This window comes from Paraprevotella xylaniphila YIT 11841 (assembly GCF_000205165.1).
GTDB classification, from domain to species: Bacteria; Bacteroidota; Bacteroidia; order Bacteroidales; family Bacteroidaceae; genus Paraprevotella; species Paraprevotella xylaniphila.
Genome location: NZ_GL883836.1, coordinates 33,003 through 51,463 on the forward strand (window position 1 = coordinate 33,003; position 18,461 = coordinate 51,463).

Here is an 18,461-nt window from a genome sequence, read left to right on the forward strand (position 1 = left end):
AAAGCATGAACCGTATATTTTTTCTTATAAGTTTAGGAGTGTTGGCAGGGGCTTGTTCCCGTTCTACACAGGTGGCCGGTACGGAGGAGCCGGGAATATTCCTTACAGACAGTTTGAAACGTGTGGTGTCTGTCGATACGGTCCGTTGCCGGCCGGTGGCGGATGAATTGACGTTGACCGGCCGGGTGGCTTTCAATCCGGAAAAGGTGGCGCAGGTTTATCCTATATTCGGAGGGACGGTCGTGGAAGTACGGGCCGAAATCGGGGATTACGTGCGCCGGGGAGACGTGTTGGCCGTCATCCGTAGCGGCGAAGTGGCCGAGTATGAGAAACAACGCAAAGAAGCGCAACACCGGTTGGCTCTTGCCCGCCGCAACCTGCATTCCGTGCAGGATATGGAGGCATCCGGAATGGCTTCTGAAAAGGATGTCATGCAAGCCCGCAAGGAAGTGGGCGAGGCCGAAGCCGAGGCTGAGAGGTTGGCTGAAGTCTTTTCGATTTACCATGTGTCGGGCGGGGCCAATTATCAGGTCAAGGCTCCGCTTTCCGGGTTCGTGGTGGAGAAGCATGTCAATCCCGAAGAACAGTTACGCTCGGACGACGGTGAAGAAATGTTCACGATTTCCGGATTGGAAAACGTATGGGTGATGGCAGACGTATATGAAAGCGACATCAGTAAGGTAGGCGAAGGCGATTCGGTGCGTATCACCACGTTGGCCTATCCGGAGGATGTCATTGCCGGGAAGATAGACAAGGTATATAATATGTTGGACGAGGATAGTAGGACCATGAGCGTGAGGGTGAGGTTGGACAATCGCGATTATAAGCTGAAGCCGGGCATGTTTACCCAGGTCCGCGTCTGCGGACGGGGGACGGGCAAGGAACGGCTGTGTGTCCCTTCGCAAGCCTTGGTCTTCGAGAATGGCCGCTATTATGTGGTTACGGTGGCATCGGACGACCGTTTGGCGGTGAAAGAAGTGGAGGTGTACCTGCACTCGGATGAGGTCTGCTACCTATTCTCTGGGTTGACGGCGGGCGAGCGCGTCCTGAACCGTAACGTGTTGTTGGTTTATAATGCATTGAATGCAGGCTAGTCGGGAGGAAGGAGTATGTACAAGTTCATAGATAACATCGTGGCTTTTTCGCTGAAGAACAAGTTCTTCATATTTTTCTGTACCGCCGTGGCTGTGATAGCGGGGATTGTGTCATTCAAGCATACCCCTATCGATGCGTTCCCGGACGTGACCAGTACCAAGGTGACGGTGATTACCCAATGGCCGGGGCGAAGTGCCGAAGAAGTGGAGAAGTTCATCACGATACCTATCGAAATCGCCATGAATTCGGTACAAAATAAAACGGATATACGTTCCACCACGCTTTTCGGACTTTCGGTTCTCCATGTGATGTTTGAAGATGACGTAGATGATTTCGTGGCGCGCCAACAAGTGTATAACCTGTTGAATGATGCAGACTTGCCGGACGGGGTGACACCGGAGGTACAACCGCTTTACGGTCCGACGGGGGAGATATTCCGCTATACGTTGCGCAGCGAGAAGCGGGACGTGCGCGAATTGAAGACTTTGCAGGATTGGGTGATAGAGCGTAACTTGCGGGCCGTCTCCGGTGTGGCGGACATCGTGAGTTTCGGTGGCGAGGTGAAAACATTCGAAGTAAGCGTCAATCCCCATCAACTGAAAAACTACGGGATTACGTCTTTGGAGCTGTTTCAGGCGATAGCCAATAGCAATATCAATGTGGGTGGCGATGTCATTACGAAAAGTTCGCAAGCGTATGTCGTGCGGGGTATCGGGTTGATTAACGACATGGAAGAACTGCGTAACATCGTGGTGAAAAATATCCACGGCATCCCCGTGTTGGTCAGGCATCTGGCCGAGGTACACGAGGCATGCCTGCCCCGTTTGGGGCAAGTGGGGCGTATGGCCGAAGACGATGTCGTGCAGGGGATCGTCATCATGCGTAAAGGCGAAAATCCGGCCGAAGTAATCGACGCACTGAAAGCCAAGATAGATCATATTAACAAGGAGGTCTTGCCGGAAGACGTGCAGATCGTGACGTTCTACGACCGGGAAAACTTGGTGAATCTTGCCGTCCATACCGTGTCGCGCAATCTGGTGGAAGGCATCTTGTTGGTGACATTCATCGTGTTGATATTCATGGCCGATTGGCGTACGACGGTGGTAGTGGCCGTGGTGATACCTTTAGCCCTGCTGTTTGCTTTTATTTGTTTGCGGCTCATGGGCATGTCGGCCAACTTGCTCTCCATGGGAGCCATAGACTTCGGTATTATTATCGATGGGGCGGTCGTCATGGTGGAAGGGATATTCGTGGCACTCGACCGGAAAGCCAAAGAAGTGGGGATGCCTGCTTTCAACTTGATGTCGAAAATGGGGCTTATCCGGCAGACGGCCAAAGAGAAAGCCCGCGCCGTGTTTTTCTCCAAACTCATTATTATCACTGCGCTGATACCCATCTTCTCCTTCCAGAAAGTGGAAGGGAAGATGTTCTCCCCGTTGGCATACACCTTGGGATTCGCTTTGTTGGGAGCTTTGTTGTTCACGTTGACCTTGGTTCCGGTCATGTCGTCCATGTTGCTGAAACGGAACGTGCGCGAGAAGAACAACTTCTTTGTGCGTTTCATCAACGGGAAATCCGTGGCCTTCTTCGATAAATGCCATGCCAGTCGTAAAATGTCCGTCGGCATTGCCGGTATCGTGGCCGTGGGCGGTCTGTGGATGTTTACTTTGTTGGGGACGGAATTCCTGCCCCAGTTGAATGAAGGATCCATTTATATCCGTGCCACTCTGCCACAGAGCATTTCGCTGAACGAGTCGGTACAACTGGCCAACAAGATGCGGGCCAGACTGGCCGCTTATCCCGAAGTGAAACAGGTGCTTTCCCAAACCGGGCGGCCGAACGACGGTACGGATGCGACGGGATTCTATAATATCGAATTCCACGTGGACATTTATCCCGAAAAAGAGTGGGAGAGCGGATTGGACAAGATGCAACTAATCGAGAAGATGCAGGAAGACCTTTCGATGTATCCGGGCATAGACTTCAATTTCTCCCAACCCATTACGGATAATGTGGAAGAGGCGGCTTCGGGGGTGAAAGGTTCCATTGCCGTGAAGGTATTCGGGAAGGATTTGTACCGTTCGGAAAAGATTGCCATGGAAATCGACAAGATTCTCGGTACGGTCGAAGGGATTGAGGACTTGGGAGTGATTCGGAATATCGGGCAACCGGAGTTGCGTATAGAATTGGACGAGGGACGTTTGGCACGTTACGGGGTATCCAAAGAGGATGTGCAGGCCATTATCGAAATGGCCATCGGCGGAAAGTCGGCTTCGTTGTTGTACGAAGATGAACGCAAGTTTAACATCATGGTACGTTATAAACCGGAATTCAGGCAGGACGAGGAAGAAATCGGGAAAATACTCGTGCCGACAATGGATGGGACGATGATACCCATCAAGGAATTGGCGGAAATAAGGACCATTACCGGCCCGTTGTTGATTTTCCGCGACAATCATGCACGCTTTTGTGCCGTGAAGTTCTCGGTGCGTGGCCGGGATATGGGAACGGCTGTGGCCGAAGCACAGGAGAAGGTGAATGCCTCCGTCCGTTTGCCAGAGGGGTACAGTTTGAAATGGACCGGGGATTTCGAGAACCAACAGCGAGCCACGAAACGTTTGTCGCAAGTGGTCCCGGTAAGTATCGCCATCATTTTCGTCATCTTGTTCATTTTGTTCTCCAATGCTCGGGATGCCGGTCTGGTACTGTTGAATGTACCTTTTGCAGCTGCAGGAGGTATTGTGGCATTGTGGGCTACTGGGTTTAACTTTTCGATTTCGGCCGGTATCGGTTTCATCGCCTTGTTCGGTATCTGTATCCAGAACGGCGTGATTATGATTTCGGATATCAAGCATAACCTGAAAGAACGGTTGGCATTATCGTGTGCCGTGAAAGAAAGTGTGCGTTCCCGTGTCCGTCCGGTGGTCATGACGGCTGCGATGGCCGCCATCGGTCTGATGCCGGCAGCCGTAAGCCATGGCATCGGTTCGGAGTCGCAACGCCCGTTGGCCATAGTCATCATTGGAGGTCTGGTGGGAGCTACTTTCTTTGCCCTGTTCGTATTTCCTTTGATTGTAGAGTTTGTCTATGGTAAAATGTTGTATGATAAGAACGGAAATCTGAAGCAAAGGAGTTTGTGACATGCAAAATCCGTATATTTGCAGATGAAATCCCATGGATGCGAAGATTATGGCAAAAATACTATTGGCGGAAGACGAACAGAACATCGCTTCGTTCATCAGGCGGGGCTTGCAGGAGTTCGGGCATGAAGTACAAGTGGCACACGACGGAGGCACGGCATGGGCTATGTTACAGGAAGGAGTTTTCGATTTGCTTGTGTTGGATGTCATTATGCCGAAGATGGACGGGCTTGAGGTTTGTCGGCAGTTCCGTTTGAAGGAAGGATACCATACACCGGTCATCATGCTGACGGCGTTGGGCACGACCGAGGATATCGTAAAGGGGTTGGATGCCGGGGCGGACGACTATCTGGTGAAACCGTTCAGTTTCCAAGAACTGGAAGCACGTATCAAGGCTTTGTTGAGGCGGGGAAAAGAACGTCCGGACAGGCAACTTTGGTGCCACGACCTCGTGTTGGATTGCGACACCCGTCGTGCACGGCGCGGGGATACGGTGATAGAACTGACTGTCAAGGAATACCGCCTGTTGGAATACTTCATGACCCATCAAGGGGTGGCGCTTTCTCGCCTGACACTCTTGAAAGACGTGTGGGACAAGAATTTCGATACGAATACCAATGTGGTGGACGTTTATGTGAACTATCTCCGGAACAAGATAGACCGTGAATTTGAGGTCAAGCTTATCCGCACGATTGTCGGAATGGGATATATCATGGGGGTACAGTAAAGCCAGGAAGGAAGAAGGATGAAGATCGGGTCGAAGATAGCTTTGTTTTATACCGTAATAACCGTCGGTGCCATTGCGCTGATTGTATTGGTGTTCTATTTCTTTACATTGAGATATATAAATAAGGTGTATGATTCGTATCTTTCGGAAAAGGCTTATCTGACGGCTCAAAAGTATTGGGAAAAGGATGAGGTGGACGAATCCCGTTACCGGGAAATACAGCAGAAGTATGACGAACTCTTGCCCCAGGCTTATAAAATCTTGCTGAATGCCGACAGTGTGACGGCCGTGGCAGACACCTTGGCGAAGTACCTCGACCGCCACCAACAGGCCCGGCTTTTCAAAAATGAACCGGTTACGTTCGTTTATGGGCATTTGCGGGGCGCGGCTCTTTATTATCCGGACAATGAAGGAAACTTTGTCGTTCTGGTGATGGCTTCCAACCATTATGGGCAGGACATACAGAAACATATATTGATGTTGGCGTTTCTCTTGTTGGCGGTGAGTTGCGGCTTGGTCTTCCTCATCGGGAAGCTGTATGCCAACCGGATTCTCCTTCCTTTGCAGCATTTACTGAAGGATTTGAAGCGCATACGTATCAACAATCTGGATGTCCGGTTAGAGACCTTCGGGAATAAAGATGAATGGGATGAACTCATTCGTGCGTTGAATGAGATGTTGGATCACCTGGACGCGGCTTTTCAGGCCGAGAAGGCTTTTATCAGCAATGCTTCGCATGAATTGAACAATCCGTTGACGGCAATTCAGGGCGAATGTGAAATCTGTTTGCTGAAACGACGTTCGACTAAGGAATACGAAGAGGCTTTGCAGCGCATCGCGGATGAAAGCCGACGTATCAGTATGCTGATAAAACATTTGCTGTTTCTTTCGCGGCATGACGAGGATATTCTGTGCCGGGGGGCAGAGAGGGTTGAATTGGCTGTTTTGTTGCAGGACTTGTGCCGGCAGTATGGACGGGTTCGGTTTGATGTTACGGGAATAGGTGCAGGGAGCGAACTGCGGGCCGATTCTCATCTCCTTCGAGTGGCTTTCCGGAACATTATAGATAATGCTTGCAAATATTCCCAGGAGGATGTGGAGGTCCGGATGGCACGTATGGAGGACGAGGTGAAGGTGGAAGTTCTGGACCATGGTATCGGTATACCGGAAGATGACATCAGATATATTTTTAATTCGTTTTATCGTGCCGGTAATGTTCGTGAATACCATGGACAGGGCATCGGACTGAGCTTGTCGATGCGGATTCTGAAGGTATACGGTGGCCGGATTTCCGTTGATTCGTGCCAAGGACAGTATACGAAGGTGACGGTAATTTTTAAGGTTTCGACAAAAACGAAGTAGGCCTCGTATCCGGAGGGGCCGTCACTGTTTTCTTGAATGTTTCTTCCAAAAACGCAAAAAAGGCCTGTTTTTTGCAGTTTTTTCCCGATAATGTTTCATTTTAAAAAGTATAGATTACATAACCGAAAATGAATCTCGGGTAAAATTTGTTACTTTGCAGCGTGGTGAAGTGATGAAAAACTGTTTTGTAATATAATAAAGGAACATTATGGATAAAATTTTAGGGAAAGTGCCGATAGGCGAGAAGATTGGTTATTCGTTGGGAGATGCCGCAGCCAATCTTGTTTTTCAGATGATGATGATTTATCAGTTGAAGTTCTACACCGACGTGTTCGGACTTGAAGGGGCGATAGCTGGTACCGTGCTTCTGATTGCGCGGATAGTGGATGCCTTTGTCGATCCGGCTGCCGGCATCTTGTCGGACAAGACACAAACGAAGTGGGGGAAGTTCCGGCCTTGGGTCATTTGGACCGCTCTCCCGTTCATGGTCTTTTATGTGTTGGCTTTCTACAATCCGGGGATTGAAAATAAGACCTTGGTCGCCGTGTATGCCGGTATTTCGTATGTGTTGCTCATGTCTCTCTATTCTTTTAATAATACGCCTTATAGTTCGTTGGGTGGTGTGATGACGGGGGATATGAAGGAGCGTACGAGCATTACTTCTATTCGTTTCGTAGCTGCCACCGTAGCCCAGTTTGTGGTGCAAGGGCTTACGCTTCCTTTGGTACATAAATTCGGTCGTGGCTCGGGGGTGGACGATGCACAAGGATGGCTTTCTACCATTACGATTTTTGCGGTGGTGGGATTTATCTTTCTGGTCGTGGCCGGTTTTTCGGCTAAGGAACGTATTGCTCCACCTGCATCCCAGAAAATGGATGTCAAGAATGACATTAAGGGATTGTTTGCCGATGTGTCATGGCGCTCCATGTTTATTCTGACGTTGTTCGTGTTCATCACTTTGGCCATGTGGGGATCTGCCATGTGCTATTATTTCCAACATTATGTTGACCCGCAGGCGTTGGGGGCTTTTCTTGACAGGCTTGGATTGGTGAAAGAAGAAGGTGCCGCGTTGGGAGCAGGGATGCAGATTTTGGATTCTTTCAGCTTGTTGGCTACTCGGGGGGCAGACGGTAGCATTCCCTCAGCAGAGTCTTATTCCATCGGGCTTTCCGTATTCAATATGGCCGGTGCACTCGTGCAGTTGATAGGAGTGATTACGCTTTCCGAGTTCCTGGCGAACCGTTACGGCAAGAAGTCTACGTTTATTGTATGTTTAGGACTGACGGCCTTGTTTACGGCGGCTTTCATGCTTCCGGACAAGGATGATGTGGGGCTGATTTTTACCTTGGGTATTTTAAAGAGTTTGGCGTATGCGCCTACGGTACCATTGCTTTGGGCCATGATTGCCGATGTGGCCGACCACATGGAATATGTGAGCCATCGAAGGGCCACAGGGCTTTGTTTTTCCGGGGTGGTGTTCGCATTAAAAGCCGGGTTGGGCGTGGGAGGAGCCGTGGCCGGTTTGATCCTCTCTGTATTTGGTTATGTAAACGATGCTGCTGCCTCCCAATCGGCAGACTCGTTGTTCGGTATCCGGATGGCCTCAAGTATAGTGCCCGGTTTGTGTTTCGGTGTGGGAGTGGTGGCTCTTTTCTTCTACCCTATATCCAAGACGCTGAACGAAAAGATGCAGGCTGAATTGGCACGGAGAAGGACGAATGATGGTAAATGACGTTTTATTAATTTTTTAAATAGGTCTATTATGAAACGAAGTGTTTTTTTACTGGCAGCGGTAATGGCGACCATTGGGGTTTTTAGTCAGAAAGCTACTACCATGCGAGAAGCTTTTGCAGACAAGTTTCTTATCGGAACAGCCTTGAATACGCGGCAGGTGGTGAGCCGTGATAAGGCTTTGCAGGCTTTGATTAAGGATAATTTCAGTGCCGTGGTGGCAGAAAACTGCATGAAAGCCGAAGTGCTGCAGCCGCAAGAAGGTGTCTTTAACTTTAAGGACGGGGATCGTTTGTGCGATTTGGCGGAAAAAAATGGGCAGGTGATTACTGGCCACTGCTTGATATGGCATTCTCAAGCCCCCCGGTGGTTTTTCAAGGACAAAGACGGTAAGACTGTGAGTCGTGAGGTTCTTGTACAGCGGATGAAAGACCATATATATAAGGTAGTGAGGCATTACAAAGGACGTGTCAAAGGTTGGGATGTGGTCAACGAGGCCGTTGAAGGCAACGGTGAACTACGTAAGTCGCCTTTCTACAAGATTATCGGGCCGGACTTTATCCGTTTGGCTTTCCAGTTTGCCCATGAGGCAGATCCTGATGTGGAGCTTTATTACAATGATTATGGGATGGATTCACCTCGTAAACGAGAGGCTGTGGTACGTATGGTCAAAGACTTGAAAACTCATGGTTGCCGTATAGATGCAGTGGGGATGCAGTCACATGTGGCATTTAACACCTCTCTTGGTGAATATGAAAAAAGCATGGAGGCTTTTATCAATGCCGGGGTCAAGGTCTTGGTGACAGAATTGGACCTTAGTGTATTGCCTTGGCCGAAAGGGAACTATGGTGCCGCTATTGAGACAAATTTTGATTATAAGAGAGAAATGGATCCTTATACTGATGGGTTGCCTGCGGAGAAAGCGAAAGAATTGGATGATTTTTATATAAAGCTTTTCGATATATATTTACGCCACAGCAAGGACATCGGAAGAGTAACGTTCTGGGGAGTGACTGACGGGGATTCTTGGAAGAATAATTTTCCAGTGCATGGCCGTACGGATTATCCTTTGGCTTTCGGTCGTGACATGAAGCCCAAACCCTTTGTGCGTACCATTATTGAGATGGCACAGTCGGGGAAGTATGATTGATGAGGTGATTTTAGGAACAAGTAGATTGTATATAATATAATAAGGTGTAACCATTCATTAAATATTTGTATCATGAAGAAAAGATATTTGATACCGGGCGATTATATGGCAGACCCGTCGGTACATGTGTTTGAAGGCAAAGTGTATATTTACCCCTCCCACGATTGGGAAAGTGGCATACCCGAGGACGATTGGGGGGCGCATTTCGACATGCGCGACTATCATGTATTCTCGTTGGAAGATGTGATGGAAGGAGATGTGACAGACTATGGTATGGTTCTTGACAAGACGGACGTACCTTGGGTGAAGCGTCAAATGTGGGATTGCGACTGTTGCGAAAAGGATGGGAAGTATTATCTTTATTTCCCTGCCAAAGACCATACGGATATCTTCCGTTTGGGCGTGGCTGTCAGCGACACGCCTTACGGGCCCTTTGTACCGGAGCCGGATCCCATCAGGGGAAGTTATTCCATAGATCCGGCCGTATTCAAGGATGATGACGGTCAGGTGTATGTTTATTTTGGGGGACTGATGGGCGGTCAGCTTCAGCGTTATAAGGATAATAGTGCTTTGGAATGTGCGGAGTTTCCGGCTGATGGTGAACCGGCCATACCTTCCCGTGTGGCACGTCTGGCGGAAGACATGAAACAGTTTGCCGAAGAGCCGCGTCCCGTGGTCATTTTGGATGAGGACGGAAAACCTCTGAAAGCAGGCGACCATGACCGCCGTTTCTTCGAAGCTTCATGGATGCATAAATACAACGGGAAGTACTATTTCTCTTATTCCACAGGAGATACGCATCTTTTGTGTTATGCCATCGGTGATAACCCATACGGTCCGTTTGTTTACCAGGGGGTAATTCTTACTCCGGTTGTAGGATGGACTACCCATCACTGTATCGTGGAGTACAAAGGAAAGTGGTATTTGTTCCATCATGATTCGATGCCGTCGGGAGGGCGTACGTGGTTGCGTAGCCTGAAAGTCTGTGAATTGCGTTATGACGCAGATGGAAAAATCGAGATGATAGAAGGAATGGATGATTAACGGTTTGGGCAGGATGAAAAACTGGTTGTGGATTATAGGCTTGTTTTTCGTGCTTTCGCTCCATGCAGAGGATGGCCATCGGCTATGGCTCCGCATGGAGCGAAATGCGCTACCGGCTGATGTCAGTCTGTCGGAAAGTACGGAACGGACGGCAACTTTGGATATTGCGTCTCGTGAATTGAAAGACTTTTGGAAAGGGGAGGGGCGTGTGCTTCTTCGTGTCTCTAAGGATGGGGTTATGAGGGATGGTTTTACGATTTGCAGGAAAGGTCTGGACGTGGAGCTTTCTTCGGCATCCGACAACGGCGTGCTTTATGCCGCCTATGATTTGTTGCGTAGACAGCAGGCCGGAGATTTACTGTCGGATGGTGTGGCTGTGACAGAAAGACCTTCTTACGACATTCGCATCCTGAACCATTGGGACAATCCCGATGGGACGGTAGAGAGAGGTTACGCAGGACGTTCGATATGGAAGTGGGACGAGCTGCCCGAAACGGTTTCCCCATTGTACGAGGAATATGCTCGTGCCAATGCTTCTGTCGGCATTAACGCCGTGGTGCTCAATAATGTGAACGCCAAACCTCAGATGCTTTCCACCGGAATGCTTCGTAAAGTAGCGGTTATTGCCGAAGTGCTGCGCCCGTATGGCATAAGGACTTATTTGTCGGTGAACTTTGCTTCCCCGAAAGCCCTTGGGGAACTGTCTACGGCCGACCCGTTGGACGAGGATGTACAACGGTGGTGGGAGAAGAAGGCTAAAGAAATCTACCGTCTGATTCCCGATTTCGGCGGTTTTTTGGTCAAGGCGAACAGTGAAGGGGAACCCGGCCCACAAGATTACGGGCGGACGCATGCCGATGGGGCCAATATGTTGGCCGACGTGCTCGCTCCCTATGGGGGATTGGTGATGTGGCGGGCATTTGTCTATCAGGCGGAAAGTTCCGACCGGGCATGCCAGGCATACGAGGAGTTTATGCCTTTCGATGGGCAATTCCGTGATAACGTGATTGTACAGGTGAAAAACGGGCCGATAGACTTTCAACCCCGTGAACCTTTCAGCCCCTTGTTCGGTGCCATGCAACACACACAGGTTATGCCGGAGTTTCAAATAACCCAGGAGTATTTGGGGCAGTCCATTCATACGGTATTTTTGGCAACGATGTGGAAAGATTGTTTGGATGCCGAAACTTATCGGGTTGGGGGAGGAACTGTAGCAGATGTCACACAGCATCGGGGCGGCATTCATTCCCGGTCGGCCGTGGCGGGAGTGGCCAACATCGGGGATGTGGTCAATTGGACCGGAAACGACATGGCACAGGCTAATTGGTATGCTTTCGGTCGTTTGTGTTGGAATACCGAACTGTCGGCGGAACAGATTGCCGAAGAGTTTCTGAAGCAGACTTTCTCAACTGATGAACATTTCATCGAACCGGTGCGCCAGTTGCTTTTACGTTCATGGGATACGGCGGTTAGCTATATGATGCCGTTGGGGTTGCACCATATATTTGCTTTCGGGCATCATTACGGACCTGAGCCATGGTGTGCTCCTCCTGATACACGCCCGGATTGGTTGCCGAAGTATTACCACCGGGCCGATACGGTAGGAGTTGGTTTCGATCGCACGGTACGGGGGTCGAAGGCCGTTTTGCAATACCATGAACCGTTGGCTACGCTTTACGGAGATTTGGAAACATGTCCGGAAGAATATCTTTTATGGTTTCATCACGTGCCTTGGGAGTATGTGATGCGGAACGGTTTGACTTTGTGGGATAACCTCTGTTACATTTATAACAGCGGAGTCGAAGATGCCCGGGAGTTTGTGGATTTGTGGCAGAAAGTTCAACCGTATGTCGACACGGAGCGTTACGAAGCCATACAGATGCGATTCGAGCGGCAAGCACTTGATGCGGAATGGTGGCGGGATGCTTGCCTGCTTTATTTCCAACAGTATTCCCGTCGGTCGATTCCGGCCGATTGTCCTCCTCCGGTACATGATTTGGAGGAATTGATGGAATTCAGGTTACATTTGGACAATTATACGGCAGCTGATATGGATAAATTACCATAATTCATAGGAAATGTTACAAAGAACATAGAGAATGTAACATGAGGGCATTAATGCTTTTTTGAGTTACAAAAGCGGGAAAGACCTATCCAACGGGCTTTTTCGCTTTTTTTGTAGGTATGTAACAAAATAAAAGGAATATGATACATGAGCGAAAATGACTTTCAGTTTTATGCTGTAATTTAGCACCCGATAACGAGAGTTTCGATTTATTTTTAAATGAAGTAATAACACTAATAAAATAATCTAATATGAGTGCAAGGAAAAACAGAAGAAGATTCGCTCCTTTTTGGGCTGGCTTGGCATGCTGTGCCTTGGGTTGTGTCTACTCCTGCAATGATGGCTACGATTTGATAGATGAAGATCCGGCGTGGCTAGGCAGTAGTATTTACGACTATTTGAAGTCGAATGGGAATTACACCAATGTAGTGAGAATGATTGACGACCTTGGTTATACTGAGGTTCTTGCCCGTACGGGTAGCAAAACTCTCTTCGTGGCTGATGATGATGCCTACGCACGTTTCTATAATAGTGGAAAATGGGGCGTGAGAAGTTACGAGGAGTTATCCATGGCGCAAAAGAAGCAGTTGCTTTATGGCTCAATGATTAACAATGCTTGCCAGGTAGCTTATTTGTCCAGTTCCACAGGCCCGACAGAGGGAGACTGTATGCGCCGTTTGACTTCGGCATCGGCATACGACACTGTTCCCGTACTTCGGCCGATTGATATGCCGGATACAAAGTATTGGGCATATTACAAAAATTCAGGTAAGACTATCCCTTGTTTGGCAGATATGACCACGGCGCCTATGATCCATTTCATTGAGGCTTATTTGCAGAACCGTCGTATTTCCAATGACGATTGTAATTTCCTCTTTAATTACGCCACGGAGCGTAAGCCGGGTGATGCCAATGTGAATGGAGTGATGATGGTAGAGCAAAACATTCGTTGTTCTAATGGCTTTGTACATAAGATGGGAGATGTGATGACCCCGCTTCCTAATTTGGCTAATGTCATTGCGGGGATGCCACGCGCACAACAATTTTCAAAGATGTTGGATCGTTTTTCAGCACCTTATTATGATGAATCGTTGACGCAGGAGTATAACCGTTTGTATGGCACCAGTTATGATTCCGTTTTTCAGAAACGTTATTTTTCAGAGCGTTCACAAAAAGGACAACCTTTGAATTTGACACAGAAGGAAGAACCGGTGGAGGCGATGCTGAAATTCGACCCGGGTTGGAATGAATATTATTCCGAGTTGAATGCCAGTGTCTCTACGGATGTCCTTTTGCAACAAGACATGGCTGTCATGCTTGTGCCAACCGACGCCGCACTTACGGATTATTGGGAGAATGGTGCCGGAAAAGTATTGAAAGATAGGTATGGGACTTGGGAAAATGTGCCAGACAAGGTGCTTTCGAAGCTATTGAACGTAAACATGCTTAATTCTTTTTCCAATTCTGTTCCCAGTAAATTCAGCACAGTGTTGAATGATGCGAATGATGAACTGAAGATTAAAAAGGAAGATGTGGATAGCGTGTTCTTCGCTTGTAACGGGGCTGTTTATTTGACGAATAAAGTGTTTAGTCCGGTAGCCTATATATCCGTGTCGTTTCCGGCCTTAGTCAATGAAACTATGAATATCATCAATTGGGCTATTGAACAGTATGATTATGATGTATATCTGAATTCGCAAAATTCTACTTATAGCTTCTTCATTCCGACGAATCAAGGACTGCTGACTTATGTCGATCCATGTTCTTTTGGCAAGAATCAGACTCAGGTCTATGAGTTTCATTATGATGAGAAGGCCCAGACGGAAGCAGAGAAAGTACGGGCTTTTATCTTTAACTATGACGTGGAGTCTGGGATAAGGCTTGATTCGATAGGTGAAGCTTCGACGACTCAGATACGTGACCGTTTGACGGATATTTTGGAAACACATATTGTGGTTGGTAATGTGGAAAGCGGGGAAAAGTATTATAGAACAAAAGACGGAGGTACGATTTTTGTAGAAAATGCAGGAAAGCCTAATATGACCGTTGCCGGAGGATGGCAGGTGGAACATGGTGAAAAGTTGCCTGTTGCACAAATTTATAAGGAAGAAAACGGTAAGGCTTATATATTGGAGGGCTCGCTTATACAGACCGCCCAGAAATCTGTTCCCGATTTACTGAAAGAACATGATGAGTTTTCGAAATTTTACGAATTGTTGGAAGGTTCCTCTATCATGTCAAATGTTATTTCGACAGGAAGTGGTGCAGATGCACCGTCTTATGCTTGTCCAAGTCCGAGTATTACATTATTTAATACGTTCCATTATACGGTATATGTACCGACTAACGAGTCCATACAAGCTTTACACGATGAAGGAAAGTTGCCGACTTGGGATGAGGTGGAAGCTGAACAGGACGAGGATGAAAAAGAAAGGATGACGGAGCAAATAGAGAAATTCCTCAAATACCATATTCAGGACAACTCGTTATATATCGGACAGGGAAAGATTGCCGAAGCTGACTATGAAACCTCAGCTTATGAAATCAATGGGGCGGATAACACCATTTCTTATTGTCGTTTGACAGTGGAGGGTGATGACAGTCATCTGACAGTAAAGGATGCGGCAGGGAACAAGCGCAACGTGTTGAAAAATGGCGGCCTTTACAACTTGATGGCACGTGAATACCAGTATAATACTGCAGACGTGGCCTCAGCTTCGGAGATTTATACGACTTCTTACGCTGTGGTGCATCAAATAGATGGACCGTTAATGTGGGAAAAGGATGCTGAAACGGGGAATATGGAATAAAATGTCAAACCAAATAATACTATAAATGAATGAAAACCCTATATCGACATATTATGTTAGGTGCGTTTGTCGCTTTGCCTTTGATGGGTTTTGCGCAAGCACCCGGGACGATGATTAGTGGTACCGTCTCTGACGATATTGAACCATTGATGATGGTGAATGTGGTCGAAGTAGACGAGGCAAACCGTATCGTGGCTCATGGTGTAACGGACATCAATGGAAACTTTTCTTTCCGCATTGTGGATCCGAAGCACCGTCTGAAGATTTCGTACGTAGGCTATGCCACACAACTTATCCCTATTAAAGGGACACGTTACAATATAAAGTTGAAGAGCAACCTGCAATTAAAAGAAGTGGTTGTGAAACAGAAACGTGTAATACAATCCAGTGGTTTGGCCATACCGGAACGTGAAGTGTCGGTGGCTCATCAAACTATTGATGCTAAAGAATTTGAAGGATTGAGCCTGACGAGCATCGACGAGGCTTTGCAAGGTCGTGTGGCTGGTTTGGATATCGTGTTCAATTCCGGTGACTTGGGGGCCGGTACGACCATGCGTTTGCGTGGAGTCAGTTCTATCAACGGTAATACCCAACCTTTGGTGGTAGTAGATGGTAATGTGTTTGAAAGCGATTACTTGTCCGGTTTTGATTTCGCTTCGGCCACTGAGGAACAGTATTCTGAGCTGTTGAATGTCAATCCGGATGACATCGCCAGTATTACGGTGTTGAAAGATGCCGCAGGTACGGCCATTTATGGTTCGCAGGGAGCAAATGGTGTGATTGAAATTAAGACAAAGCGTGGGGTCAGGGGGAAGACGAAAGTGACTTATTCCTATGCGGCTACGATGACTTACCAACCCAAAGGCATGCGCATGCTGAATGGTGACCAATACACCATGTTGATGAAAGAAGCATATTATAATCCGGAATTAAGTGATGCCGCGTCCGACATTCCGGAGTTTAATTACGATCCGTCGTTTGCAGAGTATGAACATTACAACAACAATACGGACTGGGTGGATGCGGTGACCAAGGTGGGTTGGTTGCAAAAGCATTATGTGACGCTTTCCGGTGGAGGAGAGAAGGCTGCGTTCCGTATCTCTGCCGGTTACGACCACCAGACCGGTACGGTCATTGCCCAGGAGCTTGACCGTTTCACGACTCGTGTGGCCTTGGATTATTTTGTGAGCGACCGCATCAAGATTGTGACGAACTTTAACCTGACGTATCAGGATAACCAGAAAAACTATAGTGATTTGTTGAATATTGCTTACCGCAAAATGCCGAACATGTCTATTTACGAGCAGGATGCTTATGGTAACAATACCCCAAATTACTACCACATGTTGCCGACAGCTTCTTCCACGTTCCGTCAGAATGGCGACCAATACAGTTTGGTGAATCCCGTGGCTTTGGCATACGAGGCCACGAATGAAGAGACATTGTATAGGATGCAGCCCGAGTTCCAATTGCACTATAACCTTTTGGGGTTGGATGATTCCAAAATGCAATTAAAGTACGAAGGCAAAGTGCTGTTCAATATAGAGAATAGGTATACCGACAAGTTCTATCCTTCCAGTTTGGTAACGGCCGGGTGGACGGACAAGAATAACAACAAGGCTTCATCGGAAGCGCATAAGGGAAGGGCTATCACGACGACACATCGTTTGACGTTTATTCCGCACATTATGAATGCCGACCATTCTTTCATGGCGATGGCGCAGTTCCAGTTGATAGACGGTGATTCCAAACAGCAGTCTAATTCTGTGTATAACCTTCCAACAGGGAGCATACAGTCTCCTACGGCCGATGGCTTGATTTCTGGAATGTCTACTGGGGCAGGCCAATGGAGGAGCATTTACATGACATTCTCAGCTCATTATGCCTTTAAGAGCCGTTATATTGCGGATTTCTCTGTCCGTCGTGACGGTACGACCAAGTTTGGTGACAACAAGCGTTGGGGTACTTTCCCTGCCTTGTCGTTCCGTTGGAATGTAGTGGACGAACCATGGATGAAAGGGACACAAAAATGGTTGTCCATGCTTTCTGTCCGTCCGGGTTGGGGGCGTGTAGGAAGCCAACCGGGGGCTGAATATCTCTTTTTCTCGAAGTATACGGCGACGGATTCCTATAACGGGGCCAATTCCATATATCCGAGCAATATCCGGTTGAGTAATTTGCAATGGGAAGAGAAGGAAACATGGAACGTGGGTTTCGACCTAGGACTGTTCGATAATAGGGTTACGGCTGATTTCAATATCTATACCCAAATGACATCCAAACTTTTGATGACTAATGTGAACATTCCTTCTTCTTCCGGTTTCCCGTCTCTTTCTTGGACCAATGTCGGGAAAATGCGCAATAACGGTTGGGAATTCAATATCAATGGTACGGACGTGGTCAAAGTCGGTAAGTTCAGGTTGGGTTTCAATGTGACGTTTGCCAATAACAAAAATGAAATCGTGGAAATGGAACCCACGGCATTGGCTAACCTTAATAAGGACTTCGACAATAATAATGGCTCATACCTGACCCGTGTCCAACTTAATAACCCGTTCGGTGCCATATATGGTTTCCGTTATAAGGGCGTATACCAATATTCCGATTATTCGGAGGTTGAGGTGCCGGGTGTGAGTGGACCGAATGCTCCTGTGGCTCGTGACGAGAACGGTAATGTGATTCGCGATAAGGCCGGGTTCACCATTCCGATGGTATTCGGGTATGACAAGACAACGAATACTGAACTGTATGAGTTCCAAGGTGGAGATGCCATTTACGAGGATATTAACCATGATGGGAATATCAATGAGTTGGATATCGTTTACTTGGGTTCTTCTTTGCCTAAGATTACCGGTGGTTGGGGACTGAAGCTTTCTTATGGCCGTTGGTCGCTCAATGCGCAGTTTAATTTCCGTGCGGGGAACAAAGTTGTAAATCGTGCCAGGATGGATGCAGAGTCCATGCATAATAACAATAATCAGGCCGCCTCAGTCAATTGGCGTTGGCGTACGGAGGGACAGTTGGCGGAGATTCCCCGTGCCTTGTATAACAAGGGCTTCAATTATTTGGGAAGCGACCGTTTTGTGGAGGATGCGTCTTTCATGCGTCTCAACTATCTTTCTTTGGGTTACTCTCTTGACCCCAAGTTGTTGAGGAGAATAGGTGTGACTTCGTTGAGCATCAATTTGAATGCCAGCAATCTGTTTTGTCTGACCAATTACTCCGGTGCGGATCCCGAGATCGGGTATGGCGGTATGGGTGTGGCCACGGATGGAGCCAAGACACCGCGTTCGCGGCAGTTCACGGCACGTGTGCAGATAGGTTTCTAATATTTAAA

Annotated in this window: 10 protein-coding genes; all 10 read left to right on the forward strand. The window is 47.9% G+C overall.

Going from position 1 to position 18,461, the window contains the following annotated elements; all coding sequences use genetic code 11:
- Positions 1 to 5 precede the first annotated feature (5 nt).
- The 10 genes from HMPREF9442_RS05495 (at position 6) to HMPREF9442_RS05540 (ending at position 18,453) form a co-directional block, all read left to right on the forward strand.
- Positions 6 to 1,094 (forward strand): efflux RND transporter periplasmic adaptor subunit, encoded by a 1,089-nt coding sequence (locus tag HMPREF9442_RS05495; RefSeq protein WP_008626244.1) that lies wholly within the window; start codon positions 6 to 8, stop codon positions 1,092 to 1,094.
- A 15-nt stretch (positions 1,095 to 1,109) separates the two neighbouring features.
- Positions 1,110 to 4,235, forward strand: coding sequence for an efflux RND transporter permease subunit (locus tag HMPREF9442_RS05500; RefSeq protein ID WP_008626245.1), 3,126 nt, complete (start codon positions 1,110 to 1,112; stop codon positions 4,233 to 4,235).
- A 49-nt stretch (positions 4,236 to 4,284) separates the two neighbouring features.
- Complete coding sequence (locus HMPREF9442_RS05505; protein WP_172604624.1) at positions 4,285 to 4,962, forward strand: response regulator transcription factor; 678 nt, start codon at positions 4,285 to 4,287, stop codon at positions 4,960 to 4,962.
- Between the two features lie 18 nt (positions 4,963 to 4,980).
- On the forward strand, positions 4,981 to 6,324 hold the full coding sequence (locus HMPREF9442_RS05510; protein WP_008626247.1) for a sensor histidine kinase: 1,344 nt from the start codon (positions 4,981 to 4,983) through the stop codon (positions 6,322 to 6,324).
- 208 nt (positions 6,325 to 6,532) lie between these two features.
- On the forward strand, positions 6,533 to 8,056 hold the full coding sequence (locus HMPREF9442_RS05515) for an MFS transporter (protein ID WP_008626248.1): 1,524 nt from the start codon (positions 6,533 to 6,535) through the stop codon (positions 8,054 to 8,056).
- Between the two features lie 30 nt (positions 8,057 to 8,086).
- Entirely contained in the window at positions 8,087 to 9,205 is a 1,119-nt protein-coding gene (locus HMPREF9442_RS05520) for an endo-1,4-beta-xylanase (protein WP_008626249.1), read from the forward strand.
- Between the two features lie 72 nt (positions 9,206 to 9,277).
- Positions 9,278 to 10,249 (forward strand): glycoside hydrolase family 43 protein, encoded by a 972-nt coding sequence (locus HMPREF9442_RS05525; RefSeq protein ID WP_008626255.1) that lies wholly within the window; start codon positions 9,278 to 9,280, stop codon positions 10,247 to 10,249.
- Positions 10,250 to 10,262: 13 nt separating this feature from the next.
- A complete protein-coding gene (locus HMPREF9442_RS05530; protein WP_172634388.1) occupies positions 10,263 to 12,317 on the forward strand; it encodes an alpha-glucuronidase in 2,055 nt (684 codons plus the stop codon).
- Positions 12,318 to 12,565: 248 nt separating this feature from the next.
- Positions 12,566 to 15,124 carry a fasciclin domain-containing protein gene (locus HMPREF9442_RS05535; protein ID WP_008626260.1) on the forward strand — a complete coding sequence of 853 codons (2,559 nt, stop codon included), beginning with the start codon at positions 12,566 to 12,568 and terminating at the stop codon, positions 15,122 to 15,124.
- Between the two features lie 29 nt (positions 15,125 to 15,153).
- Positions 15,154 to 18,453, forward strand: a complete 3,300-nt coding sequence (locus HMPREF9442_RS05540) for a SusC/RagA family TonB-linked outer membrane protein (protein WP_008626262.1) — start codon at positions 15,154 to 15,156, stop codon at positions 18,451 to 18,453.
- Positions 18,454 to 18,461: the final 8 nt, after the last annotated feature.